Here is a 24,588-nt window from a genome sequence, read left to right as displayed (position 1 = left end):
ATAGGAGATCGAAAGAATGAAATTTGTTGGACTTGTTGGATCAAACTACGACCAATCATATAACCGCAAACTCTTGGAATTCATCCGTCGTAATTTCAAACTGAAATTTGAATTAGAAGTTCTTGAAATCGATGAAGTTCCAATGTTTAACCAAGACGAAAAATGGGACGAAAGTTTCCAATTGCGCCTTCTTTACAATAAAATTACTCGTGCTGATGGTGTGATTATTGCTACTCCTGAGCACAACCATACAATTTCTGCTTCACTCAAGTCAGTTCTTGAATGGCTTTCATATGAAGTACATCCATTTGAAAACAAACCAGTGATGATCGTGGGTGCTTCTTACTACGACCAAGGAACTTCTCGTGCCCAAGTTCACCTTCGTAAAATCCTTGACGCACCAGGGGTGAATGCCTATACTCTTCCAGGGAATGAATTCCTTCTTGGAAAAGCTAAAGAAGCTTTTGATGCTAATGGAAATATTATCAACGAAGGAACTGTTAAATTCCTTGAAACTTGTTTAGATAACTTTGTCAAATACGTAGGAGTCGTTTCTAAATTGAAAAAACCAAAACCAATTGAACCAGAAGACTTGGATTGTGGAAAACCAATCGCTACAACTATTACAGAAGTTGACCCTGATGATCCAGAATGGGTAGAAAAAGTTGCAGAAATTACAGGCGCTGTGTCTGGTGATACATATGTTAAACTTGACGATGGTATCTTGACTGTTAACCAAATTGATATGTTCTTGAAAGCTATGCCTTTTGAATTGACATACGCTGACGATAACAACCAATTCCTCTACTACAACAATGCTCACCAAGATCCAGACACCATGTTTGCAAAACGTGTACCATCTCAATCTGGTAGCCGTATGTCAACAGTTCATGGATCACTTCCACCTGCACGTATGAAAAACGTTGAGTGGGTTATTGGAACTCTTAGAAACGGTAACCAAGAATATGTACGTACAATTGTTCCAGGTTCACCTGCCGGTGTTATCAACACTCACAACTACCAAGCAATGTACTATCCTGATGGTTCATATGCTGGTATCAATGAAATTGTCTTTAACTTCCAACCATGGCTTGACTGGTACTTGAAAGAAACAGGTCAACGCTTGGTAGGTGGTAGCGGACCTTTTGCTCCTGCTGCTGGAGGTCATGGCGACGCAGATGCTACTTCTGGGGCTTCTGACTCAGCTGATGGCGGCCATGGAGACGCGGATGCTACATCTGGGGCAAGTAACTAATACTCAATGAAAATCAAAGAGCGAACTAGGAAGCTAGCCGCAGGCTGTACTTGAGTACGGCAAGGTGAAGCTGACGTGGTTTGAAGAGATTTTCGAAGAGTATAAAATTTAATACTAAAGGAACCTCTCTAGGTTCCTTTTTTTAAAACAAAAACTCGGTTAGATTTTACTAACCGAGTTTTCTATATCTCAAAATTATGAATTTGGATCGTCAAGACTACGACCATGCAAGCCTTTTTCACGTTGTACCTGACGAAGTTTCTCAGGAGTCACATCATTTCCATCTTCATCTACGATTTTGATCCCTTCAATGTGATGACGAACTGAACGACGATAGCCTTCGATATATTCCTCACGAAGTTTAGCTTGTTCTACTTTTTCTTCTGCAGTTAAGCCTTCAGTTTTTTTCTTTTTCGCAAGCTCATTAATACGAGCGATTTTTTCTGGTGTCATATTTGGGCCTCCAATCTACTTTTTAATTTCTATTTTGTATTAAGAAGATTAAAAGCAGCGACTGTTTTCGCTTTATTCACAAGTTCAGTTAGAATAGCTAGGCGATTATTCTTAACATCAACATCCTCTGCCATAACCATAGTATTGTCAAAGAATGCATCAATAACAGGACTAAGAGCAAATAATTGCGTTAATTTATCGTTAGCTGAGCCCTTCAATTCTAGATTTTCTACTGCTTGAGCTAGTTCTTTTTCTTGTTCATTTTCAAAGAGGCTAGTATCAACTTTGACTGAACCTTCTGCTTTTTCAGCTAGGTTAAAGGCACGAGATAAGGATTCAACAGCTGGTTTGTAGTTACTATTTAGAGATGCTTCTTTCAGTGCTTCTGCTGCTTCAATCATATCAGAAACAACAAAGTTTGAACTTGCTAGAACAGCTTCCTTAATATCTTTTGCAGTAGACCCCATCATCTTATCAACACGAGCTTTGATGAAGTTAAGCACTTCTTCTTGATTATCGTAAGTTAGGCTATCAAATGATAAAGCATAAAGGCTAGCAATCAATTCGTCCATTGGAATATTCCAGCCAAAGTCTTCCAAGATACGGACAATCCCTTGTGTTGCACGACGAAGAGCATAAGGGTCATTTGAACCAGATGGAATCAAGCCAACAGAGAAGAAGGACAAGAGAGTATCCAATTTATCAGCTAGTGCAAGGATAGCTCCGACTTTAGACTCAGGAAGAGCACCATCTGCAGAATCTGGAAGGTAATGTTCACGAATAGCTTGTGCTACTGCTGCATTCTCACCAGCGAGAAGAGCATATTTCTCCCCCATGATCCCTTGAAGCTCATCAAATTCACCAACCATACCAGTCAAGAGGTCAAACTTATAAATGGTTGCAGCACGAGCAAGGTCAACAGTTTCATCTACCGATAAACCTGCTTTTTCTGCCAAAAGGATAGCAATTTGCCCTGTACGAATCATGTGCTCACGAAGTGAACCAATCTTTTCATGGAAGGTTACGTGTGATAATTTAGCTACAAGATCTTCAATCTTGAGTTTTTGGTCTTCACGCCAGAAGAATTCACCATCTTCAAGACGTGCCACCAAGACTTTCTCATTTCCTCGGATGACATTATCCAAATACTCTGCATTTCCGTTACGAACAGAAATAAAGTTTGGTTTTAGATTTCCATCAAGGTCACGTACTACAAAGTAGCGTTGGTGAGTTTCCATTGAAGTGACCAAAACTTCTTCTGGAACCTCTAGGTACTTAGGATCAAAATTCCCCATGAAGGCAGTTGGGTATTCAACCAAATTCAGAACTTCATTCAAGAGTCCTTCATCAATTTGTACCTGAACACCTTCTGCAGCTTCGATAGCCTTAATTTGCTCACGAATCATATTTTCGCGTTCAGTGCTATCTGCAATAACATAAACTTTGCGCAGGTCTTCTTCATAGCTGTCAGCATGCTGAATTTCTACTTCGTGACCAAGGAAACGATGTCCACGACTGACTCTTCCTGAATGAATATCTAGGAAATCCATATCGAGTGCCACATCATCCAAAAGAACTGTCAATGTATGGACCGGACGGATATATTCAAAGGTATTGTTTGCCCAGTGCATACTTACTGGGAAACTTAAGCTAGCCAATACTTCTGGAATTCCAGCCAAAACTTCCTCAGCTGGTTTTCCAGCTTCATGCTTAGTCACGTAGACATATTCTTCACCCTTAATTTCACGGAATTCGATATCATCTACAGTCAAGCCTTTACCACGGACAAACCCTTGCGCTGCTTTAGAGAAGTTTCCTTCTGCATCCAAAGCAATTTTTTTAGAAGGTCCTTTAAAATCTTCAGTCAAATCCGTTTGTTGGTCTGCCAAGCCAAGTACGCGAACAGCCAATCGACGTGGAGTTGAAAAAGTTTGAATTCCTTCGTATGAAAGGCGGTTATTATCCAAAAAGGCTGCCATTTTTTCACCTAGTTGTTTTTCACTTGGTGTGACAACGTAGGCTGGTAACTCTTCGAGTCCTAGTTCTACTAATAAATTTTTTGCCATGTTTTTTCCCTTACAAAATTTCTTCTTTTTGATAGGCACCTTAGGTACTGGGGACGTTGCTAACTAACTTTGTGAGTCTGTGGGGAAATCTTCTGTCTTCTTGACAAAGATTTCCAACAGTCTCATCAAAGTGGATTTAGCCAACTGATTTTTGAACCCAAAGTTTCAAAAATCCCCAGATACCAGTACGGCGGTGCCTATCCCTTTAGCAAGTCTTCGACTTGCCTCTGGGTGCCATACGGGCTCACTTTGTTCGCCCTTTTTCTATTCTTGTAACTGTTTTTATTCTTCCTCTTCTGCTAAGAGTTTTGCACGTGTTGCTTCATCAAGAAGTGGGTATCCAAGTTTCTTGCGTTCTGCGACGAAGGTCTTGGCTACAACACGAGCCAAGTTACGAATACGAGCGATATAACCAGCACGTTCTGTAACGGATACTGCTCCACGAGCATCAAGCAAGTTGAAGGTGTGTGAACATTTCAAAACGTAGTCATAGGCAGGGTGAACAAGACCCAATTCCAAAGCACGTCCTGCTTCTTTTTCAAATTTCTCAAAATTTTCAAGCAACATATCTTGATCTGAAACTTCAAAGCTGTATTTTGAATGCTCATATTCTGGTTGAAGGAAGATTTCTCCGTATTTAACGCCTGGAGCCCACTCAATATCATAAACAGAGTCTACTTCTTGGATATAAGAAGCTAAACGTTCCAAACCATAAGTAACCTCGGCTGTAACAGGACCAGTTGCCAAGCCACCGACTTGTTGGAAGTAAGTGAACTGAGTGATTTCCATACCGTCAAGCCAAACTTCCCAACCAAGACCTGCTGATCCAGTTGATGGGTTTTCCCAGTTATCTTCAACGAAACGAATATCGTGTTCCAAAGGATTGATACCCAATTTTTCCAATGACTCTAGGTAGAGCTCTTGAATGTTTGATGGTGATGGTTTCATCACCACTTGGAATTGATGGTGTTGGTAAAGACGGTTTGGATTTTCCCCGTAACGACCGTCTGCTGGACGACGTGATGGCTCTACGTAAGCCGCATTCCATGGTTCAGGACCAATGGCACGAAGGAAAGTGTACGGACTCATGGTTCCCGCACCCTTTTCATTGTCATAAGCCTGCATGAGCATACAACCCTGGTCATTCCAGTATTGTTGCAAAGTAAGGATAATTTCCTGGAAAGTCAATTTTTTGGACATATTTTACTCCTTTATTATAATTTCTTGCGACCTAGAGTACAAAAAGAACCGTGTCTTTGCTCCTAAGTCAAGTGACCTAGGGGCGTCAGAAACGCGGTTCCACCCTAATTTATTACTTCATTATTTTTTAAAATTTACCAAAAGCGCCACACTCATCTCTCAATCACCTGACTCTCACTACCACAGGCTCGCTTGGGATTTACTGATAAGATATTCTTTCTTGTCGTCTATTATAACAAAAAGAAATGAAAAAGTAAAATTATTTTATCACTAGTCCTATATATTTCTTAGCCAAATTAATTTAACTGCCCCATTTATGCCCCTTTTAGAACAAAAAGAAAAACCACTAATCCTAAGACTAGCGGTTTAATCATGTTTTTAAGCTACGAATGTAGTTGCTCTATTATTTAAGAGTAACAATTTGCAAATCCTATTTTCTCCCAGTATTAGTGGGTTAATTCCTCAATTTTCAACTCTGGCAGGAATTTGGTAGGTAAATTGATAATCCAAGATTATCTAAACTGTTTGTAATCTCTTCTGAAATTGTTGAATCACCTGAATAATACCAGTGACTATATGTATTCAACGTGGTTGACTTATCAGCGTGTCCTAATCGATATGAAACATATAAAGTATCCTTATGTAACACATTTATAAGATAAGATGCATGACTATGTCTTAATCCTTTCCCCGTAATTTCTGGTACGCCAGTAATCTTAGCATGCCTTCTTATTATCCTAGAAATTGTAGACTTACACAAGGGGGCACCAAAACGTGATACTACATAATCTTTATCATCATTCTTGATTTGAACTTCTCGCCATTTTTTAAGTATTGTAATCGTAAAATCATCTAAATCAATTTTACGATCCCCTGCTATTGTCTTTGTTTGTTGTTTAGCATACCATACACCGTTTTTATCTTTCTCAATTGTCGAATGAACATGAATCCATTTACGTTCAAAATCAATATCTTCCCATTTAAGAGCAATACCCTCACTAACTCTTAAACCAGTCATAAAATATAACCAGATCGTCATGTAATTATGGAGTCCCTCATACTCACTAATATCAAAAGAGTTTATTACCTTCTTAAATTCATCAAATGTCCAAAATTTTGTATCAGGGTGCTTTCCTCTAGGATTATCTAATCCTTTAAAAGGAACTCTATCAATATAACCCAATCTTTCTGCATAGCCCAGACATGCTTTAAATCTAGACCACATATTTTTAGCATAGTTACTAGAATACTTGTCTATAATAGCTAAGCGAAATCTTTCACAGTCAATAGTACTAATATCTGATAATTTTTTACTACCAAATTGCTTAATAAATAACTGATGATGTGGTAAAGCGGTCTGATAAGTTACAAATTGAACTTTTTGTTGATAATATTTTAAATAAATCTCTTCCATAAACTCTCTAAAAGTTAGAAAACTATTATTAGTAGTAGAGTTCACAAATTCATGTTTTAAACGAAGTATCTCTTCATATGCTTCCTTAAAAGAATTAAACGGTAGTCCTTGTTGATTTTTCCTTCCTTTCTTTTGGATTCTTTTCCCAGTTATTGGATCAACTCCTAATTCAATTTGAAAATAAATTTTTCCTTTTGAATCTTTGTATACACCTTTATATTTCTTTGTCTTTGATATAACCATTTTTCTCACCTTCTATATCTGAAAAAGAAATACCAATTAAATTTTCTACAATATTTTTAGGAGCAATGCCTAACCTTTTATTATCGAAAGGTGAACATCCTAATTGTACCGCATTCTTATCATTTTTTCTAGCTTCTTCAAACTTTTTTACAGCAATTTTTTTTGCTTGTCTAATAATATTCCTCGATGTGTGCTCTGGAAAACCAATCGCAACTAAATCTTTATAGTTTACTGTTTCCATGATTTTACTACTTCCTTTCTTAGATTTTTTCACCTCCATGGCATGACTGATGAAGTCATCATAAGAATTTCACTTGCTGCTCTTTTACGGTGGCAGCCTGAACGGTCAGAAGTATCATTGTATATCATTTGTATCATGGCATATAAAGTATCGCTCTATTTTATTGATGGTTTTAAAATCGCTCTTATCATGGCGAGCCATTCAAATCTGCTCCACAAATGAGGAAAGTACCATTTTGGACTATTCAATTGTCAATGTGCTTTCTTAACCTAATACTTTTTGGAGTAATGGTCTTCTTTATTATCCACTCGACCTACAAGGTAATCTAAACTTACATTATAAAAATCTGCAAGTTTGATAAGGTCATCTATAGAGATTAACCTGGTACCTGATTCCATTTTAGAATACGCTGATCTTGTACAATTTAAGATTGCTTTTGCAACATATTCTTGTGTCAAATCAGTATCCTCGCGTAAATCTCTAATCCTTTTCAACATTCAATGTCTCCTAAAACAAGTATAATATAGTTATTTTCTTATTTTTAAATATGTGACAAATTGTCACATGAAACTATGCTATATATACTTTTTAGGAAACTGTTTACTCTAAATGTATCTCATTTTCCTTAATAGATTTCATATTTTGTTTTTTCTTATATTTCTGTATTGTTTTATTAAACATTTCAAATAAATTTATTGCTTCTCTATGTTGTTCCTTCAGTGTTTCAATCTTTCCTTTATATATGTATAAATCCTTCTCTATTGTATCTACTGAACTTTTACCTTGAATACTATTTTCTAAATTGCTAGAACTATTTATCGTATTATTCAACAATACTTCCTCTAAATTAGTTAAATCATCAATTTTATTTTGGACTTGTTCAATCATATTCTCTAGATATGATATTTGGGCAATGAAATCATTTGTTATATCTTCGAAATCATTCGGACTATTTTCCGCAGATATAAGAAAATCTAATTGTTCTATTTTTTCTCTAATTTCGCTAAGAGGAATTCTTCTATACATATACTGCGGTTCATACTGAAGATTAAATTGCCTAATCAAAGTTTTACCTTTCATAAAGCGATTTTTTTCTGCTGAATCTTTATGGTATACATAGTAAGAACTAGTTTCTCTGAGAAATACTTTAACTTTTTCTTCTTCCATATTGATTTGAATATTTGGTACAAAAATAAGTCCTTCTTGTCGGATGCCAAAATGTACCTTAATGTACATTCCATCGTCTACTACTTCTTCTATTTGATTAAGATTCAACTCTACCTCAAACTCATGAACTGCATCCCTATTTCTCTTGAAATCTTGATAGGATTTCCATACCACCTCTTCTGTCGGCAACTCTTTTTCTTTAATTATCTTTTCTTCATTGTAAAGTTCAACTAAATTTTTATTATCTAAGACAACAGTTTCATTTTTGTTATTAAAATAGTCTTGAAAATAACTAACACTATACCGATTCGTTTTTACCAATTCCTGCTCTGAAATCTTAATCTCATCAAATTTAAATTGAACATGTTTTTCTTTCGGAATTATTTTTAATCCAAAAAATTCTGCTCGTTGAATCAATTCATTCATATTCTTCATTTTCGGAAGTAAAAATTCTAAGATGTTTATGATTTCCCTTTGAACAAACTTTTTCTTAAAATAAGTTTCATTATAAGTTTGTTTTCTACTCAATTTACTATCACGTACGACTTGTTTCATATTTGAATCAGTCATAAAAAAAGTAACATGCTTGTGTCTAAAATCAATTTTTAAATGTAAAGCTTTTGCTTTATTCTTGAAATCATCAAAATTTTTCGAGTTCTCGATTAGAAAATATACTCGTTGTTTTATTTCATATTTGTAATTTGTTTTGCGATAAACTTCATACTGACGATGCGAATAACGATTTTCTATAATTTTTGCCCCTGCAATTTTTGAAAGACGATCAGAAACCATTCGTAGATTATGTTCTGCCTTATAATCCCATAGAAACTTTTTATCAGAATTCTGATCAATTGAATTTAGGATGATGTGATTGTGGATATGATCTTTATCGACATGAGTTGCCACGATAAATCGAAATCTACCTCCTGTCAACTCTTTAACTGTCTCATAACCAATCCGATTGATTTGTTCAGGAGTGAGATGGTCATCTGGAGAAAAGGACTGAATGATGTGATGAGAATGAATTTTTCGTTGATTTACTTCTTGCCTATCATGACGAAATTCATAAAGAGTATCATTACTTAAAAAATTATCATTGTACATCTTCACTAGTTCTTTATAACTAGGAAAATCTAAATAATTTCTCATACCAAAATCTGAAACTAGTGTTAGATTTTTTGTTTTACTTGGATTCAAAATATATTTGATTAGTTTACTACGATAATTTTTTCCATGAATCGCAAAGTGTTTAGTGATGACCATAAAATTTCCTCAATTTTTCAGATTGAATAAGAAAATCTTTCTCCACTTCTACTATTAACTCTTCTATACCTTTTCTCAACTCATTTAATTCAACTTCCGTTATTAAATTCGAATAATTTATGCTTCTGGCTATTTGATTAATATTATTTCCGATTCGTTTTAATTCAAAAATCAAATCTTGATAACTATTTGTATCAATGGTGATAAAATTCATACCAGGATCTAGTAGAGTTCGTCTAGCATATTCTGAGAATGATAAGCAGTTACTTTTTGAGATATTTTCATTCAATTTGACTAATTCTAGGTCAGATAAAAAGACTTTTTTTAAATTTGTTCTATATCGGTGCTCCACTCTACTACCTCATGTATTTGTTACGAAAATTTTCACTAAGAGGACTTGTTTTTTCTACCTCTTTAATTAATTCCTGAATACAAGTTAACAAAATAGAAACATGTTCTTGAGTAACCTGATGATTTATTTTAGCAATTATTAATATTTCATGAACATCACGGCTAATTTGTTCCAACTTTTGCTGTTTCCAAAGGTTGAAACATTTTTCCATCTGTTTTTGTCCATCAGACAATAGTAAGCTTTTACGGAGAAAATCAGAAAAATTATCCTCTCCTTTCTCTCTCATTAAATCTAGTATTTGTTTTTCCTCCGTTTCTGTTAAGCGAAATTGTTTCCGAATACTACGTATATCTCTTTTCATATGGCTTTTCCTCCTTCATAGATACTTGTACTGACAATGTAAGCTTACAGACACTGTCAGTACGTTTTTCAAAATAGATTCAACATTTTTGTAAGGCTTTGCGAGCTCAGATATTGTGTCCACAATATCCCAAAAATCATATCGCTTGCCATTTCAAACCATACTGTTCAAAAGACAAACGATATGAAAATATGGTGGCTAGCCCCCAAACCCCCAACATAAATCTCAATTAAAAAAAGTATAACAAATACTATTTGAAAAAATTATCACAGAATAAAAGAGCCCAAACGGACTCTTACAAACTTAAATCTATTAAAAACGAAAGGTAGTTGTATTTTTTCTTTAGAAAAATAAAAATTTTAGATAGAAAATTTAACTCTTCATATAATTCTTTAGCTTAAACTCTTTTATTTTTATATTTTTATCTTCATTAAGTAAGAAATCCTCAATATCTATAATCGAAATTTCCTTATCATTCTCAATTGAAATCAAAATATCATAAGAATTATTAGACGACTGTTCTTTTAATTCAACATTATATTTTCTGAAATCAAGTGTCCCTAGATTAGTATAAATCTTACCAAGTAAAGAAATATCAATTGTTTCTAACACTATCTTTGCTTGATAAATTTCATGATTTCTACCATTACTGTGTGTCACTAATTGCACAAGAACAACTATGAAACTACAAAAGGAACCAAATATCCAAAAATCAGCACCAATTGCCATACCTATACCAGCAGTAGCCCAAATCCCAGCAGCAGTAGTAATTCCACTAACTTTCTTATCCCGAGTAAAAATAATCCCCCCACCTATAAAGCTAATGCCACTAACAATTTGAGCTGCGACCCTAGAAGTATCATAGGATGGTGTGTCTAAAAATGCTTCTTTTGAGAGAATCATCATTAAAGCCGACGTTAAAGCAACAATTATATGCGTTTTGACTCCTGCTTGCTTGTTACGTGCCTTACGCTCATAACCAATTGCCCACCCACATGCACAAGCGATTAATATTGAAATAACATGCCTTAACTCGACAATACTATTAAATGAATGATTAAAAATTGTAGACATTGATCCCTCCTACTCTAAAATGACATCGGTGTCATAAGTTATATTCTACTACTATTTTAATATTTTATCAAATAAAAAATCGGTATTTTTTTACCGATTAAAAGCTTTGTCTTCTAATAATTTTTGAAGATATTTCAACGGATTCTATATTTTCACCGTTAATGATTGCTAAAACACTTTCTATCATTTTTTGGGCTAACATAGCATAATTAGGAGAAATAGTAGACAGAGCTGGAGTATAATATTGCGAAATAGGAATATTATCGAATCCAATTATTGAAATATCATCAGGAATGATAATCCCCTTCTCATAGCACGCACGAATCAGCCCTTGAACCTTCTCATCCCCAGAAACAAATATCATATCCGGATGATTTTGATTAGATAAATTATTTATAGCATATGAATAAACTGAATCAATTGTAGTTAAACCATAAATAACTTGCAAATCCATTAAATAATTTTTATCAGTCAAAAAAGCACGAATACCTTTTTCACGATCCTTATTAACAAGAGATTCCCCTCCCATAAGTAACAACATACTTTTAATATTCTCTTTTGTTACTAATTCCATCATATCATAAGTGGCTTGAAAATTGTTATTAGATACATAAACAACATCAGGTGTTCGAGATTCTCCAAAAACTATAAAAGGCATATTATTCTTCTGTAAATAATTAATCCGAATATCGTCTTTACTTTCATAAAATACTATTACTCCATCTATTAAGCTTCCTGTACTTGAAATTATTGAATTCCTAATCGTATCTTCTTCACCAAAGTATTCAACAATGGCGTTTACACCAAACTCTTTACAAGTTTGTAGAACTCTATCTAGTAAAGTTTGAAACCAAATCAAGGGAAAAGAATCAATCTTTTTAACGGAAATCAAAATGTTTGTAGTTTCTTTCTTAGTCAAATTTTTTGCATATGCATTTGGAACATACGACAACTCATCAATGACTTTTTGAATAGCTCGATAAGTTTCTTCTTTTACCTTTTCACCACCGTTAATAACACGTGAAACAGTTTTTGGAGAAAAACCTGATAAATGCGCAATATCATAAATAGTTACCTTTTTATCGTTTAAATTTTTCACTTTAGTCCTCCATTTATGATTTATCTAATATTATTATACAATATTTACTTTTTTTAACAAGAGAATTTAGTAAAATATTTTAATGTATCTTAACAAAAACTTTAATTTCAAAATTTCTATTTTGTACTCTATTCTTCCGATTCAAAAAAATAACATTGACAATTAAAATTCTTATTCTTTACAATTCTTTCTACTTCACAACTGATAAACTTGTATGAAAATAACTTACCATAAAAATATAAAGAATCATTTTTGGTAAAATCCATTGAAACTATAAATGTATCTAATAACATTTGAACATAGCAGTCTAAGATCGGAATAATCTTTTCCTTATCAATAAGCTTTGTTAGTATATCATCAGCTGGTAAAGAAGACGAAAATACCATTTCACAAATATCATAAAAAGAATGAAATCTATACACTTGCATTAAAGAATTATATTCAAAATACGTTATTCTTCCACAGTCAAAATTAATATTATACACCTTCATTTATGTACACCTTTATACATTGAAAATAATCTTGAGTAATTTTTAATCTAAAAAACAAAGGGACAAGAATAACTGCCCCTTTGTTTATTCTATATCAACTAACTTCTTCAACATAAATAACACCAACAATATCTGCTATTTCTTCCATTAGTTTAAGATGTTCAAACTTACCTGAAAGTTCTAGAGTCATAAATGATGCTATTCTTTTGTCTGGAACATCAAAATATTCAATTCTTTCAGAATTAACATCTCCAAAAGCAGTTCTTGAATCAGTCAATCGAATTCCATTTTCTGCACAATAAACTAATACTCGATTATATGCCTCAGTAGATTTAACTACAATATATAATTCAATAACTTTTGAACGACTTTGAAGATATTTTTTTAAAGGCTGAAACATAGAAATCACACTCCAAACAGAAATAGCTACTAACAGAGCACCTTGATAAAAACCTACTCCAATAGCTAAACCTATTCCTGCAGAAGCCCAGATTCCTGCTGCAGTTGTCAGACCCGTAACCTTCTTTTTATCTGTGATTAGAATTGTTCCAGCTCCAAGAAAACCAACACCAGATATAACCTGAGCACCTAAACGTGTTGGATCTCCTGTTCCAAACTTATAAGATACGAATTCATTAGTCATCATAATTAAACAAGCAGCCATACAAACAATACTATGTGTACGAATACCTGCTGGTTGAGATTTACTTCCTCTTTCTAAGCCAAAAATACTTCCAATGACCAAAGATAATACGACTCTAATTATAATTTCGATGTTCGATAGTCCTATACTGGATGTTTGCATTACTATTTCCTTTTCTTACCGCGTGGTCTCTGTGTGAAGTATAACACAGTTCCAGAAATAATCATTAGAATAATTGTATAAACGAATACAAGAGCTTGTGCGTTAGATGTTGCTGTTTCATCACCTGCAGAACGAATCGTAATACCTAATGGTTGAGCCAATGGATGATAAAGGAATACAGATAAATCGAAATCGGTCAATAAAGAGTTAAAGTTGAGTGCGATAACAGAGAGAACAACCGGCAAGATGAAAGGAATAATAACCTTCATCATTGTGTAAAATGGTGAAGCCCCCATACTTCTAGCAGCATCCTCCATCTCATCATCAACACTAAATAAGATTGCACGTACCATTCTATAAGAGAATGGAATTTTTACAACAATATAAGCGATTAGCAAAATTACTAAACTACCAACTAGAATCTGGTTAAAGACTAAAAGTTGAGGTTGGTTGAAAGTGAATAATAAACTAACTGCTAGAAGTGTACTTGGTAATAGCCAAGGAAGAAGAGCTCCGTATTCGAACAAGAAATCAAATCGAGCTTTATGTTTACGAACTACTCGCGCAAACACAACAGCAAGAACTGTTGCAGTAGTTGCTGCAATGATAGAATATATAAAGCTGACTAGGAATGGAGAAAACGCAGCACTATTACTAAAGAACAATTTGTAATTATCAAGAGTAAAGTTTGATAATGATAAGTTTCCTGTCTGTATTGCAACTGGGTCAGTAAATGAATACAATACAATGAAAATCAATGGTAACATGAAAACAGTGAACAAAGCATAAGCAACAATATGTGCAATGATATTCCATGGTTTAGATGTGATTTTTTGTTTTTTCAAAGGTGCTTTCGTTTTAGAAATAGAAATATAATTTCCGCCTTTTTCGATCTTGTTCATAATAGTAAGCAAAATCGTAGTGGCAACACCCAAAATAATTGCTAGAAAGGCGGCTAAGTCACGAGAATTTCCCATTCCAGCAAATGTTATGATCATTGGGTTAATAGTTTGGAATTCTTTCCCACCAACAATCATAGGTGCTGCTACTGCTGATAACCCACTTAGAAAAACCATAATTGTCAGAGCGAATAAAGTAGGAATAAGAGTTGGCAATACTACTTTTCTAAACACTGTAAATGGTTTTGCACCCATATTACGTGCAGCTTCAATAGTATGATAGTCTACACTACGAATTGTATTAGTTAGGAATAAGGTGTGATTAGCAGTACCAGAAAATGTCATAATAAATAGAACTGCACCATAACCAATAAACCAGTTAGGATCTAAAGATGGAATAATACTTTGTAAAAATTTGGTAATCATTCCATATGGTCCATAAACGAATTTATAACCAGTAGCCAAAACTACTCCACCGTAGATTAGTGACGTCATGTATCCTAGTTTTAATATTTTAGCTCCTTTAATATCAAAATATTCTGTAAACAATACACAAAGTACACCAACAACATTAACAGTTATAATTAGTGAGAATGCTAACTTAAAACTGTTCATAATACTCTGAATCGCACGTTGAGATTTAAGAGCTCGTTGTACGACATCAAGTGAAAACTCCCCACCTTTCACAAATACATTAACTACTAAATCAAAGTTTGGATAAATGATGAAAGTTACCAAGAACCAGATTAAGCCTAAACGAATGAGCCAATCTTTCCAATTTAATTTATGACGCATACTGCACCTCCTTAAAATTGCAGAACGTCTGATGGTGTGATAAATAATTCCACACTTTCTCCGACAGATCTAATAGCTGACTGACTATCGATACTTGTTACATTAAGAATTTGATTTTCAGATACCTGAACAGTATAGCGAATTGTAACTCCTGAAAATTCCACATCAATAATTGAACCTTTTAAGACAAGATCCTGATCCGTTTCACGTTTGAAGCGAACTTTTTCTAAACGAATGTAACCTTTTTTATCTTCCAAAAGAACATGAGCATTATTTAGAAGAATTCCGTGAACAGTTTCATCTGTAAGTACGTTAATGTCTCCAATAAAATCACATACAAATTCTGTTTGAGAATTATGATAAATTTCTACTGGTGTTCCAACTTGTTCAATAAAACCATTATTAAAGACAGCAATCCTATCAGATAGCGTTAACGCTTCCTCTTGGTCATGTGTAACATATAGAGTCGTAATTCCCAATTCTTTTTGAAGACGTTTCAACTCTTTTCTCAAATCCACACGTAATTTTGCATCTAGGTTTGACAAGGGTTCATCCAAACATAGGATTTTAGGTTCCAAAACAAGAGCACGAGCTAAAGCTACACGCTGCTGTTGTCCTCCAGATAATTCTGAAACGTTACGTTGCAATTGTTGATCTGAAATCTTAATTTTAGCAGCCACTGCAGAAACCTTGGCTTTAATAACATCTGGAGCAACTTTTTTAACTTTTAAACCAAAAGCAATATTATCAAAAACTGTCATTGTTGGAAATAGTGCGTAAGATTGGAATACGATCCCGATTCCACGTTTTTCAGGCTCCAAGTGCGTAACATCTGTGCCATTAACCTCAATACTTCCAGATGAAGGGTCTAAAAAACCTACCAAAGCTCTTAAAGTTGTTGATTTACCACAACCAGATGGTCCAAGGAAGGTAAAGAATTCTCCTTCCTTAATATCTAAATTTAGATTATCAATCGCGATAAAATCACCGTATTTAATTTGAATGTTATCAAATTTAATCATATTACTAACTTCCTTTACTTATAAATGAAAAGTCTCTCTTAATTTCTCATGTAGGTTTAGAAACTTTAGAGAGACCTGGAATTTTAAAATTTACACTTATGTCCTATTTTACATATTCTAGTTCAGCTTTTTCAACCCATTCATCCAAATGTTTTCCAACAGCTTCCCAATCAATACTTTGCGGTTTCACTTGATCAACAAATTTCTTAGTAGCTTCTGGTAACTCTTTCACTGCCTCAGTATTTGCAGGAATAGAACCAAAGTTTTTGCTGTACTCTACTTGAATTTCTGTTTGACCAAACCAATCAATAAATTCTTTAGCTAAAGCTTGTTTCTTACTAGTATTCAAAATCATTGTTTGTTCAGTTACAAACGGAACACCAATTTCAGGAGACATTACTTTAAATACAACATTTTGTTCTTTTTGTCCAACTAATGCACCAGAACCCCACATCATACCGTACTGGATTGGGTCATCCTTATCTAACATTTTAACAATTGAACTTTCACCCTTTTGAAGAGTGTACGCATTTTCCAAATATTCTTTAGCTGCTTGCCAACCTTTTTCAGAAACGCCTAATTCTCCTTTATCATCGAGATAGCGAACAAGGATACTTGCCAAGATCGCACGCCCTGTTCCCCCTGAAAGTCCAGAAATTGAATATTTACCTTTATATTTGCTGCCTAACTCAGTCCAATCTTTAGGCATTTCAGTAACATCAGGAGCACCAATCAAGACCAATGGCTGAACAATTACAGGATTGTAGTAGTTATCTTTATCTGATAGAGATTGGTCAATTTTATCTAACCATTTAGGTTTGTACTGTACCAATAATTTTTGATCTCTAATTTTATTTGAATCAACAGCTCCAATACCAAATACCATATCAGCTACTGCATTATTTTTTTCAGCAATAACACGATCTGCCAACTGAGCACCTGGAATGTCAACCATTTTAATATTGAAACCAGCTTCTTTTGCTTTAGCAGTTAGCCAATCTCCACGTCCGTTTGAAACAGAGTTAGAATAAATTACTAATTCTTGGCTCTTATCAGCTTTTTCTTCTGATTGAGGTGTATCGCTCGAAGAATTTGATGAATTAGTTGAACCACCTGAACATGCTGCCAATGTTGTAACCGCAACCCCTGCAGCTAAAAACGATAATAATTTAGATTTTTTCATATGAAATCTCCTTTTTATTTTTAATTATAATTTTATTTTAAAATTTTTCGCAATATGGAACAAAGCGTCTCATATCTTCAAATACTGTGTAATCGATACGATTTACTGTAATGACAGGAATCTTTTCAAGCAGAACTTCGGTTAATTCCTTTTTCACTTTAGTAAACTCTTCATTTTCTTCTTCAGTTAATGGAACTCGAAGATATCCAATTGAGATATGGAATTGATAGCGATCATGATTAGGGAATCGAACACCTGCTTTTTCAGAAACATATGTTCTAATTTCTTCTAATCGTTTAGCTGATTTTTCATCGGCTGGTTCTACTAAAATGTTTTGATTTCCCATTTCAGTCACACGCATATGAATATCTTCGTTTAGCAATGGGAAAATTTCTAGTTGTTTTGCAAAGTAATCATGAATTTCTTGTAATGGCGTATCCAATGGTAGATGGCTACTCCAAAATTCAGGCTCACGATTTTCATGGCAAAGCAATTCAATTACAGTCATATGAATAGAATCTCTTGGAGTTAATGTGAATTTGTCTATAAATGGTAACTCTCTATAGCGTGATTGAATGATATCAACAACTTCCATCAAATCTGAATTAGTATAAAGATTTGCTACAACTGTATTTCCGGGAAAATGATTAAATTCTCCGTTCTCTTTGAACTTAATTTTTGTTAAGTTTTTCATAAACAGACCTTCTTTTATATTTTTTGACATCGGTGTCATTTATATTTGTATTATACAATGTAATCGTTTACTTTGTCAAGCGCTTTCATTGTTTTTTTTAAAATTTTTTTAATATATACATGTTACAAGACTACTTGAACTTTATTATTTATTGTATCCATTAGGATTTTTTGATTGCCAATTCCATGTATCTCTACACATGTCTTCGACCGTTTTTGTAGTCTTCCAATTTAATTCCTTATACGCCTTATCTGCATTTGCATAACAAGTCGCAACGTCTCCTGATCGTCTTGGTACAATTTTATACGGAATTGGAACCTTATTAACACTCTCAAATGTATTTACAAGTTGTAATACACTTGTACCTTCTCCTGAACCAAGGTTATAAATATAAACATCTGTTTTTTCAGATACTTTTTCTAAAGCTTTTATATGCCCTATCGCTAAATCCACTACATGGATATAATCGCGAACACCAGTACCATCTACCGTATCATAATCATCTCCAAAAACACTTAGCTCTGGTCGCTTACCTACCGCTACTTGTGCAATAAAAGGCATTAAGTTGTTAGGAATGCCTGATGGATCTTCTCCAATCAACCCAGACTCATGAGCACCAATCGGATTGAAATAACGAAGCAACGCAATACTCCACTCTAAATCTGCTACATGAACATCTTTTAAAATTTGTTCAAGCATCACTTTTGTGTACCCATACGGATTCGTTGCACTTGTTGGCATCGTCTCAATAAGAGGAGACTGATTGTGAACGCCGTATACAGTCGCACTCGATGAAAATACAATCTTTTTAACATTAAACTCTGACATCACTTCAACAAGAGATAATGTACTCATAATATTATTTTCGTAGTACATCACAGGCTTTTGCACGGATTCGCCGACAGCTTTGTATCCTGCAAAATGAATTGCAGCCTCAATAGATTCTTGTTCAAAAACTTTTCTCAATCCTTGTTTATCACAAACATCTAATTCGTAAAACGTAGGACGTTGCCCTGTAATTGCTTCAATACGATCTAATACTAAAATGCTTGAGTTTGAAAGGTTGTCGACAATAACGACTTCCTTTCCTAAATTTAGTAATTCTACTACGGTATGGCTACCAATATAACCAGCTCCGCCTGTTACCAATATTGCCATTTTTATTTCCTCCTAATTAATTCCAACCGATTTAACAAATCTCATAAATGCTTCATGTCCGGTTTGAGTATTCTTATAAACACCTGCATCTTCGAGAACTCTCGCAAATACTTGCCCTACTTCATGTTGAACTACGCTATGAACCTCCTCCTCTTTAAGGACAGGATATTTTTCTTTCAATTGAACGGCCCATTCTAAATGATAATCAGCAATTGCGTTATCTTTTCCTAAAAGATATTTCTCAACTTCTTCTAACTCTGTTTTCAAACGAGGTGGTAAAATCGCAAGTCCCATCACCTCAATTAACCCGATGTTTTCCTTTTTAATATGTTGTACATCTTGATGAGGATGGTAAACACCATCTGGGTATTGTTCAGTAGTATGATTATCTCTCAAAACAATATCCAATTCATATCTCCCGTTTACTTTACGAGCAATAGGAGTCACCGTATGGTGTGGAATATCTTCAGTCTTAGCAATGATGTCTACGTCTAAATCTGAATATTCTCTCCAGATATCTAGGATTTTAGTGGCTAATTCTACCAAACGATTTTTATTTTCACCTTGTAGCCTAATCACTGACATCGGCCATTTTATAATCCCAGCTTTAACATCCTCAAAGTCTTTAAAAAGAAATTCTCTCTCAAATTTTGCTTTTTCCATTGGGAAAATATATTTTCCTCCCTGGTAGTGATTATGACTAAGAATAGAACCTCCTGAGATAGGAAGATCAGAATTTGAACCAGCAAAATACCCTGGTAAAATATCAACAATCTCCAATAATTGTTCAAATGTTTTGGACGTAATAGCCATAGGTACATGTTGACTATTCAAGAATATCGCATGCTCATTAAAATATGAGTATGGAGAATACTGGAATCCCCATACTTCGTCTCCCAGTTCCAATCGAATAATTCTATGATTAGCACGTGCTGGATAATTTATTCTCCCCTGATAACCTTCATTTTCCATACAAAGTAAACATTTTGGATAATTAGATGACTTTACTAATTTCTCTGCCGCGATTGTTTTCGGATCTTTTTCCGGTTTTGATAAATTGATTGTAATTTCAAGTGAACCATAATTAGTTTCAGTATGAAAAGCTATATTTTTAGAGATAGCTGACAATTTAATATAGTCGCTATCTTTACTTAGCTGATAGAACTCTTCAACTGCTTCCTGTGGCGAAACATCATATGAACTCCAAAAAATATCATTAAGGCGACTTGGTAATGGAACGATGAAATTCATCAGCTCTGCACCTAAACATTCCTTCGCCTCAGCTAAATCAGCAATTTTACCATTCTTTAAAGCTATTTCTACTAAATCGTCTTTTAATTTTTTAAGATCACTATCATTTGAAATCTTATCAGTTCCTTCTTCCCCGATTAAGGCCAAAACTCTATTTTTTATATATATCTGGTCCATCGGTTTATAAATTCCATATTCAATAACTCTATTAACAAAATTATCTACTATTGTCTGCATATTTACTCCTCTTTATCTATAATACTCCTCTTTCCTGATAATCTAACCATTCATAAATAGATTGTGTTGTATGGGATATCTTATCAAGAATATTAACAACTTCTAAAAATACAATAACTTCATCAACATTTTTGGGTTCAATAAGAAAATTCTCTACTGCTTTATCTCCTAGTTTTTGACATAAATTAGATATTAAATGATATTTTTTATTATAGTCATATACGTCAAACTCATAATTTCTCTTCTTAAACCATAATAAAGCTTTCTTTAAGTACTCGCCTAGTTCAAAATGTATTTTCAGCATTTCATAAAACAACGCCCCCCATTCATGCATTGCATGAACATTTTTTAAAACTATAACTATTTCAACGATTCGGTCTCCGATACGTTCAATATCTGTTGATAGCTTTACTATAGTAATAATTTTTCTCAAATCACTAGAGACAGGATGTTGTAAACAGATTAGTTCGATTCCTTTCATATCTATTTCAACAACTGCTTCATTGATAACTAAATCATTATCTACAATACTTTGTTTTTGAACTTCGGTTAGAGTGTCAAATATTATTTCATACTTTTTTATTATAGAGTCCCATATATCTTCTAGATTGTTTGACAATTCAATGATTTCATTGTCAAAATTGCTTCTCAACATTATCTAACCTCAATAATCAAAATACTTGCATCATCTTTTTTTCCATAAATAGGATCAATATTTCTAGATTTTTTTCTTATTTCAATCAATTCTTCAAAAGAGTAGCCTGAATTTTGAGTATAAAAGTCGTAAAAACCATCAGTCATTAAAACAATATGATTACTAGTTACTTCCAAACTACCATTTAAAACATGATTTATACTACTTTTGTCTAGTGAACCTATCCAATATCCTTCTGGTTTATTAGCTAGCTTCCTAATATTTTGTAATATTGTCTTTTTATCAACTTCATGATTAGATTTGATTGCAAATTTTCCTTGCTCAAAAAGACAATCTACTCTATGATCTGTAATCACTTGATTGTTGACTATCATAACACAATCGCCAACCATTATGTATTCTAATTTTAAACCGGATAATTTTGCAAAAATAAAGGCAAATGTTGGCAACTGGGAATAATCATCAAACTCACACTTATCTATCTTAATTCTTTTTCTAACGTCATCTAAAGCAAGCTCGAAAATTTTCTTCAATGATAAAGAATCTTTACAATACTGCTTGAGACACTCAGAAATAAGATGAGATACTTCTGAAACTGAATAACCTATAGAGTCTTTTGCATTAAATAAATCTGTTGCTCCATCTATAATCCAGAAATATTGGTTTTTGTAATCTACGCTATCTTCGTTCTCTTTAGCGCTACCTTGTATTGAGCAAATTCTATCTATCTTCATAACGACGTTTTAAACTCCATTGTCCAAATAGAAGGCAAATTCCAAATACAGTTATAACCATCTCAGCCATTTTATTTAATCCAGTTTTTGGTAATGCATGTTGATTATCTTTTACCTTCACTACTTCACTAATATTGGTTACATCATCTTGTTTTTGTGAAATTTCTACTGTTACTACATTATCTGAATCATGATTTGATTTTTCAATTTTATCATCTACACTATTTGCTGAGTAATTATTAGCTAAATTATTTTTGTTTTCAACTACAGGTTTTAATTCCTCCACATGATTATCTGAGTGGTTGTCTGAGTGGTTGTCTGAGTGGTTATCTGAATTTTGAGAAAAGATTTTATAACTTTCATTCTCAGTTATAATATTAAAATCACCGACACTATTATTTGTGTCTGAACTGGTCCCATTAAAATCAGTTTTAAGTAAAGAAACATGATTTCCTGTTAAATTGGAAAGTTGATTATTTAAGACAGTGATACTTCCAGCAGATTCTTCAATTACGATTCCGTCTTTACCTCCTGAAATGATATTATCAGACACTACCAAATTGTCGCTGACTCTTAACATTTCAATGTTTGGCTGTTCAGTAGTTTTCGAATTATTATGAATGATATTCTTTGTTACAGTAATATCAGACACTTTTCCAAGATAATCTGCACTATCTTTTGCAACACGTATTGCTTTTGTTTTAGCATCAGCAATATTAAATACATTTTCAGTAATAGTCACATGTTTATTCAGATCCAATACATCTTTAACATTTTTATAACTATAAGCATTAACTAAAGCAGCACCATTTTCACGATAGTGTTCACTTTCCTCTTTAGTTTTCTTATCAAACCTATTTCCTTTTATTAAAATATCAGTAAATCCTGTAAAGCGAACACCCGCATACATCATATTATCAAAATGATTATTTAGAATTTTAATATTTGAAGGATTTTCAGTTGTTGCAGTTTGATAATGTGTCCCAATTGCAGTTACTAATTCGCCTGATTTTTCGCTTTTACCAAAATAAGAATTTTGAATTGTTACATTTTCAGATTTTTGACCATTATCATTTAGTGCATATGGAAAGCCTTTTCTGGTTAATGGCTCTATTTGAATAGACTCCTTACTGATGATCTGACCATCCTTCATAGTCTTAGGAAGAGCTTGTCCCAAAAAACGAGAGTTATCTACTAGTACGTTTTTTGAACCTGCAATTTGAATGGCATGCCCCTGATAGCTATCTTTAAAGGTAACATTACTTATTGTTACGTTTTTTGAATTTCCTATAGCAAAGGCTCCTGAAGAATTAATCAAAGGGAGATTCTTAGCTTTTGTCCTCTCTTCATTCAAAGCTCCGTTCATATCAATTGTTCCACCAGAGTAACTGATATCTTCAGTTGGTTCCCACTCAACTTGATCTCCATCGTCAGTGAATAAACCTGTCATAAATACAATAGAAGGATGATTTTTGATATTGATACCATTTAATATGGTAGCTTTTTCATGTACTTCTAGGTGTGTATGACTTCTCAAAAAGACAATCTCTTTAACTAAATAAGTCCCCTCAGGAAAATATACTTTCCCTCCACCTAATCCTTTAGCAGCTGCATCTATTGTATCCTGAATTGCTTGTCGGTCATCATTAACCCCATCGCCTACTGCACCATAATCTTTTACATTTAAAGCAATTTTTTCAAAATTTTTTTTTATAGTGCTATCATTTACAATATCTTCTTTATTGTTCTTACTTTCATTATTAGATTTTTCTGTAGATTCAACTGTTTTATTATCTTGTGAATCAGAATGAATAGTATTATTAGAGTTATCACGATTAGCACCTGACAAACTATCTAAATTATTAGTAGATGAATTAGTATCGATACTTCCAATAGAATCATTATTAGAAAAATTTTGAGAGTAACCTAAATCATTGGTAGTTACATTAGAAATCTCTTTTGTATCAATCTGTGATGTAGTAGTACCAACTTCATCAGCTAAAATACTTTGGCTTCCCAAAATTGAAATAGCCAATAAAACTGAGCATGTTCCAACTTTCAATTTACGAATGCTAAATACTTCATTATGAAAAATGTGTTTCATAAGGACCTCCAATATTTTTATTAATTTACAATTTATTATTACTTTTCTTAAAATAGAGAAAATGACACCGATGTCATTATCTTTATCATATATTTTCTAATTTGAATTGTCAAGAAATAACACAATAAAATACAACATTTTTGAAAACGCAATCATATTTAAATTTTTATATCTAATCAATATATACAAAAAATTTTTTTAACTTCTTCCAATATTTCTAGTTTGAGATAATAGTTTCATTGTTTCGAAAAAATCTTCTAAAATATCACTAAATTCTATTTAATAAAAGTCGTAATCTTTTAATTATAATTTAAAATCATGACCATCCGTCAAACGGGTGATCTGTGCTAGGGCTATAAGTTCAGATTACTA

General features: G+C 33.4%; 22 protein-coding genes. 1 reads left to right on the top strand and 21 read right to left on the bottom strand.

Translation table 11 applies throughout. The features are described 5' to 3' along the window. Positions 1-16 precede the first annotated feature (16 nt). Complete coding sequence (locus tag QM877_RS05185) at positions 17-1,255, top strand: NAD(P)H-dependent oxidoreductase (protein WP_414317766.1); 1,239 nt, start codon at positions 17-19, stop codon at positions 1,253-1,255. A 195-nt stretch (positions 1,256-1,450) separates the two neighbouring features. Here the strand turns inward: QM877_RS05185 and QM877_RS05180 are convergent, their stop codons facing one another. The 21 genes from QM877_RS05180 to QM877_RS05080 form a co-directional block, all read right to left on the bottom strand. Next, the gene (locus QM877_RS05180; RefSeq protein WP_000187071.1) at positions 1,451-1,708 is read right to left on the bottom strand and encodes a DUF896 family protein; all 258 of its coding nucleotides are present in this window, start codon (positions 1,706-1,708) and stop codon (positions 1,451-1,453) included. A 29-nt stretch (positions 1,709-1,737) separates the two neighbouring features. After that, positions 1,738-3,774, bottom strand: coding sequence for a glycine--tRNA ligase subunit beta (gene glyS / locus QM877_RS05175; protein WP_414317765.1), 2,037 nt, complete (start codon positions 3,772-3,774; stop codon positions 1,738-1,740). Between the two features lie 282 nt (positions 3,775-4,056). Then, entirely contained in the window at positions 4,057-4,974 is a 918-nt protein-coding gene (glyQ, locus tag QM877_RS05170; RefSeq protein WP_000038760.1) for a glycine--tRNA ligase subunit alpha, read from the bottom strand. Positions 4,975-5,443: 469 nt separating this feature from the next. After that, positions 5,444-6,631, bottom strand: coding sequence for a tyrosine-type recombinase/integrase (locus QM877_RS05165; RefSeq protein WP_000237021.1), 1,188 nt, complete (start codon positions 6,629-6,631; stop codon positions 5,444-5,446). Further along, complete coding sequence (locus tag QM877_RS05160) at positions 6,603-6,872, bottom strand: DUF3173 family protein (RefSeq protein ID WP_000450956.1); 270 nt, start codon at positions 6,870-6,872, stop codon at positions 6,603-6,605. The genes QM877_RS05165 and QM877_RS05160 overlap by 29 nt, the downstream gene beginning before the upstream one ends. A 269-nt stretch (positions 6,873-7,141) precedes the next feature. Further along, the gene (locus tag QM877_RS05155) at positions 7,142-7,369 is read right to left on the bottom strand and encodes a helix-turn-helix domain-containing protein (RefSeq protein WP_000919634.1); all 228 of its coding nucleotides are present in this window, start codon (positions 7,367-7,369) and stop codon (positions 7,142-7,144) included. 103 nt (positions 7,370-7,472) lie between these two features. Further along, a complete protein-coding gene (locus tag QM877_RS05150; RefSeq protein ID WP_000237136.1) occupies positions 7,473-9,302 on the bottom strand; it encodes an SAG1250 family conjugative relaxase in 1,830 nt (609 codons plus the stop codon). Continuing rightward, entirely contained in the window at positions 9,289-9,654 is a 366-nt protein-coding gene (locus QM877_RS05145) for a MobC family plasmid mobilization relaxosome protein (RefSeq protein ID WP_000401235.1), read from the bottom strand. The genes QM877_RS05150 and QM877_RS05145 overlap by 14 nt, the downstream gene beginning before the upstream one ends. A gap of 4 nt (positions 9,655-9,658) precedes the next feature. After that, positions 9,659-10,015: an SAG1252 family conjugative relaxosome accessory protein gene (locus QM877_RS05140; protein WP_000817504.1), complete on the bottom strand. Its 357-nt coding sequence runs from the start codon at positions 10,013-10,015 to the stop codon at positions 9,659-9,661. A gap of 372 nt (positions 10,016-10,387) precedes the next feature. Continuing rightward, the gene (locus QM877_RS05135) at positions 10,388-11,089 is read right to left on the bottom strand and encodes an MgtC/SapB family protein (protein WP_000103927.1); all 702 of its coding nucleotides are present in this window, start codon (positions 11,087-11,089) and stop codon (positions 10,388-10,390) included. Between the two features lie 97 nt (positions 11,090-11,186). Continuing rightward, positions 11,187-12,188 (bottom strand): LacI family DNA-binding transcriptional regulator, encoded by a 1,002-nt coding sequence (locus tag QM877_RS05130; RefSeq protein WP_000793418.1) that lies wholly within the window; start codon positions 12,186-12,188, stop codon positions 11,187-11,189. Positions 12,189-12,773: 585 nt separating this feature from the next. Then, positions 12,774-13,484, bottom strand: a complete 711-nt coding sequence (locus QM877_RS05125) for an MgtC/SapB family protein (RefSeq protein ID WP_001195063.1) — start codon at positions 13,482-13,484, stop codon at positions 12,774-12,776. Between the two features lie 2 nt (positions 13,485-13,486). After that, positions 13,487-15,178 carry an ABC transporter permease gene (locus QM877_RS05120; RefSeq protein ID WP_001216193.1) on the bottom strand — a complete coding sequence of 564 codons (1,692 nt, stop codon included), beginning with the start codon at positions 15,176-15,178 and terminating at the stop codon, positions 13,487-13,489. Positions 15,179-15,189: 11 nt separating this feature from the next. Beyond that, entirely contained in the window at positions 15,190-16,200 is a 1,011-nt protein-coding gene (locus QM877_RS05115) for an ABC transporter ATP-binding protein (protein ID WP_000589130.1), read from the bottom strand. 103 nt (positions 16,201-16,303) lie between these two features. Further along, positions 16,304-17,383, bottom strand: coding sequence for an extracellular solute-binding protein (locus tag QM877_RS05110; protein ID WP_000748691.1), 1,080 nt, complete (start codon positions 17,381-17,383; stop codon positions 16,304-16,306). 37 nt (positions 17,384-17,420) lie between these two features. Further along, positions 17,421-18,077, bottom strand: coding sequence for a DUF1868 domain-containing protein (locus QM877_RS05105; protein WP_000793817.1), 657 nt, complete (start codon positions 18,075-18,077; stop codon positions 17,421-17,423). A gap of 144 nt (positions 18,078-18,221) precedes the next feature. Continuing rightward, positions 18,222-19,235: a UDP-glucose 4-epimerase GalE gene (gene galE / locus QM877_RS05100; RefSeq protein ID WP_000996576.1), complete on the bottom strand. Its 1,014-nt coding sequence runs from the start codon at positions 19,233-19,235 to the stop codon at positions 18,222-18,224. A 12-nt stretch (positions 19,236-19,247) separates the two neighbouring features. Beyond that, on the bottom strand, positions 19,248-20,723 hold the full coding sequence (galT, locus tag QM877_RS05095; protein WP_001193547.1) for a UDP-glucose--hexose-1-phosphate uridylyltransferase: 1,476 nt from the start codon (positions 20,721-20,723) through the stop codon (positions 19,248-19,250). A gap of 16 nt (positions 20,724-20,739) precedes the next feature. Continuing rightward, positions 20,740-21,378, bottom strand: a complete 639-nt coding sequence (locus QM877_RS05090) for a phosphate signaling complex PhoU family protein (RefSeq protein ID WP_000946442.1) — start codon at positions 21,376-21,378, stop codon at positions 20,740-20,742. Then, complete coding sequence (locus QM877_RS05085; RefSeq protein WP_000687247.1) at positions 21,378-22,112, bottom strand: PP2C family serine/threonine-protein phosphatase; 735 nt, start codon at positions 22,110-22,112, stop codon at positions 21,378-21,380. The genes QM877_RS05090 and QM877_RS05085 overlap by 1 nt, the downstream gene beginning before the upstream one ends. Beyond that, positions 22,099-24,216, bottom strand: a complete 2,118-nt coding sequence (locus QM877_RS05080) for a glycosyl hydrolase family 28-related protein (protein ID WP_414317764.1) — start codon at positions 24,214-24,216, stop codon at positions 22,099-22,101. Before QM877_RS05080 ends, QM877_RS05085 begins: the two co-directional genes overlap by 14 nt. Positions 24,217-24,588: the final 372 nt, after the last annotated feature.

The organism is Streptococcus infantis, from assembly GCF_047463655.1.
Classification (GTDB): Bacteria; Bacillota; Bacilli; order Lactobacillales; family Streptococcaceae; genus Streptococcus; species Streptococcus infantis_Z.
This window is presented reverse-complemented; position numbering and strand designations above follow the sequence as displayed.

Excerpts from the sequence above, each read along its gene's own strand:
- QM877_RS05185 (WP_414317766.1), top strand. The coding sequence starts at position 17 with ATGAAATTTGTTGGACTTGTTGGATCAAACTACGACCAATCATATAAC.
- QM877_RS05180 (WP_000187071.1), bottom strand. The coding sequence starts at position 1,708 with ATGACACCAGAAAAAATCGCTCGTATTAATGAGCTTGCGAAAAAGAAA.
- glyS (WP_414317765.1), bottom strand. The coding sequence starts at position 3,774 with ATGGCAAAAAATTTATTAGTAGAACTAGGACTCGAAGAGTTACCAGCC.
- glyQ (WP_000038760.1), bottom strand. The coding sequence starts at position 4,974 with ATGTCCAAAAAATTGACTTTCCAGGAAATTATCCTTACTTTGCAACAA.
- QM877_RS05165 (WP_000237021.1), bottom strand. The coding sequence starts at position 6,631 with ATGGTTATATCAAAGACAAAGAAATATAAAGGTGTATACAAAGATTCA.
- QM877_RS05160 (WP_000450956.1), bottom strand. The coding sequence starts at position 6,872 with ATGGAAACAGTAAACTATAAAGATTTAGTTGCGATTGGTTTTCCAGAG.
- QM877_RS05155 (WP_000919634.1), bottom strand. The coding sequence starts at position 7,369 with ATGTTGAAAAGGATTAGAGATTTACGCGAGGATACTGATTTGACACAA.
- QM877_RS05150 (WP_000237136.1), bottom strand. The coding sequence starts at position 9,302 with ATGGTCATCACTAAACACTTTGCGATTCATGGAAAAAATTATCGTAGT.
- QM877_RS05140 (WP_000817504.1), bottom strand. The coding sequence starts at position 10,015 with ATGAAAAGAGATATACGTAGTATTCGGAAACAATTTCGCTTAACAGAA.
- QM877_RS05135 (WP_000103927.1), bottom strand. The coding sequence starts at position 11,089 with ATGTCTACAATTTTTAATCATTCATTTAATAGTATTGTCGAGTTAAGG.
- QM877_RS05125 (WP_001195063.1), bottom strand. The coding sequence starts at position 13,484 with ATGCAAACATCCAGTATAGGACTATCGAACATCGAAATTATAATTAGA.
- QM877_RS05120 (WP_001216193.1), bottom strand. The coding sequence starts at position 15,178 with ATGCGTCATAAATTAAATTGGAAAGATTGGCTCATTCGTTTAGGCTTA.
- QM877_RS05115 (WP_000589130.1), bottom strand. The coding sequence starts at position 16,200 with ATGATTAAATTTGATAACATTCAAATTAAATACGGTGATTTTATCGCG.
- QM877_RS05110 (WP_000748691.1), bottom strand. The coding sequence starts at position 17,383 with ATGAAAAAATCTAAATTATTATCGTTTTTAGCTGCAGGGGTTGCGGTT.
- QM877_RS05105 (WP_000793817.1), bottom strand. The coding sequence starts at position 18,077 with ATGAAAAACTTAACAAAAATTAAGTTCAAAGAGAACGGAGAATTTAAT.
- galE (WP_000996576.1), bottom strand. The coding sequence starts at position 19,235 with ATGGCAATATTGGTAACAGGCGGAGCTGGTTATATTGGTAGCCATACC.
- galT (WP_001193547.1), bottom strand. The coding sequence starts at position 20,723 with ATGCAGACAATAGTAGATAATTTTGTTAATAGAGTTATTGAATATGGA.
- QM877_RS05090 (WP_000946442.1), bottom strand. The coding sequence starts at position 21,378 with ATGTTGAGAAGCAATTTTGACAATGAAATCATTGAATTGTCAAACAAT.
- QM877_RS05085 (WP_000687247.1), bottom strand. The coding sequence starts at position 22,112 with ATGAAGATAGATAGAATTTGCTCAATACAAGGTAGCGCTAAAGAGAAC.
- QM877_RS05080 (WP_414317764.1), bottom strand. The coding sequence starts at position 24,216 with ATGAAACACATTTTTCATAATGAAGTATTTAGCATTCGTAAATTGAAA.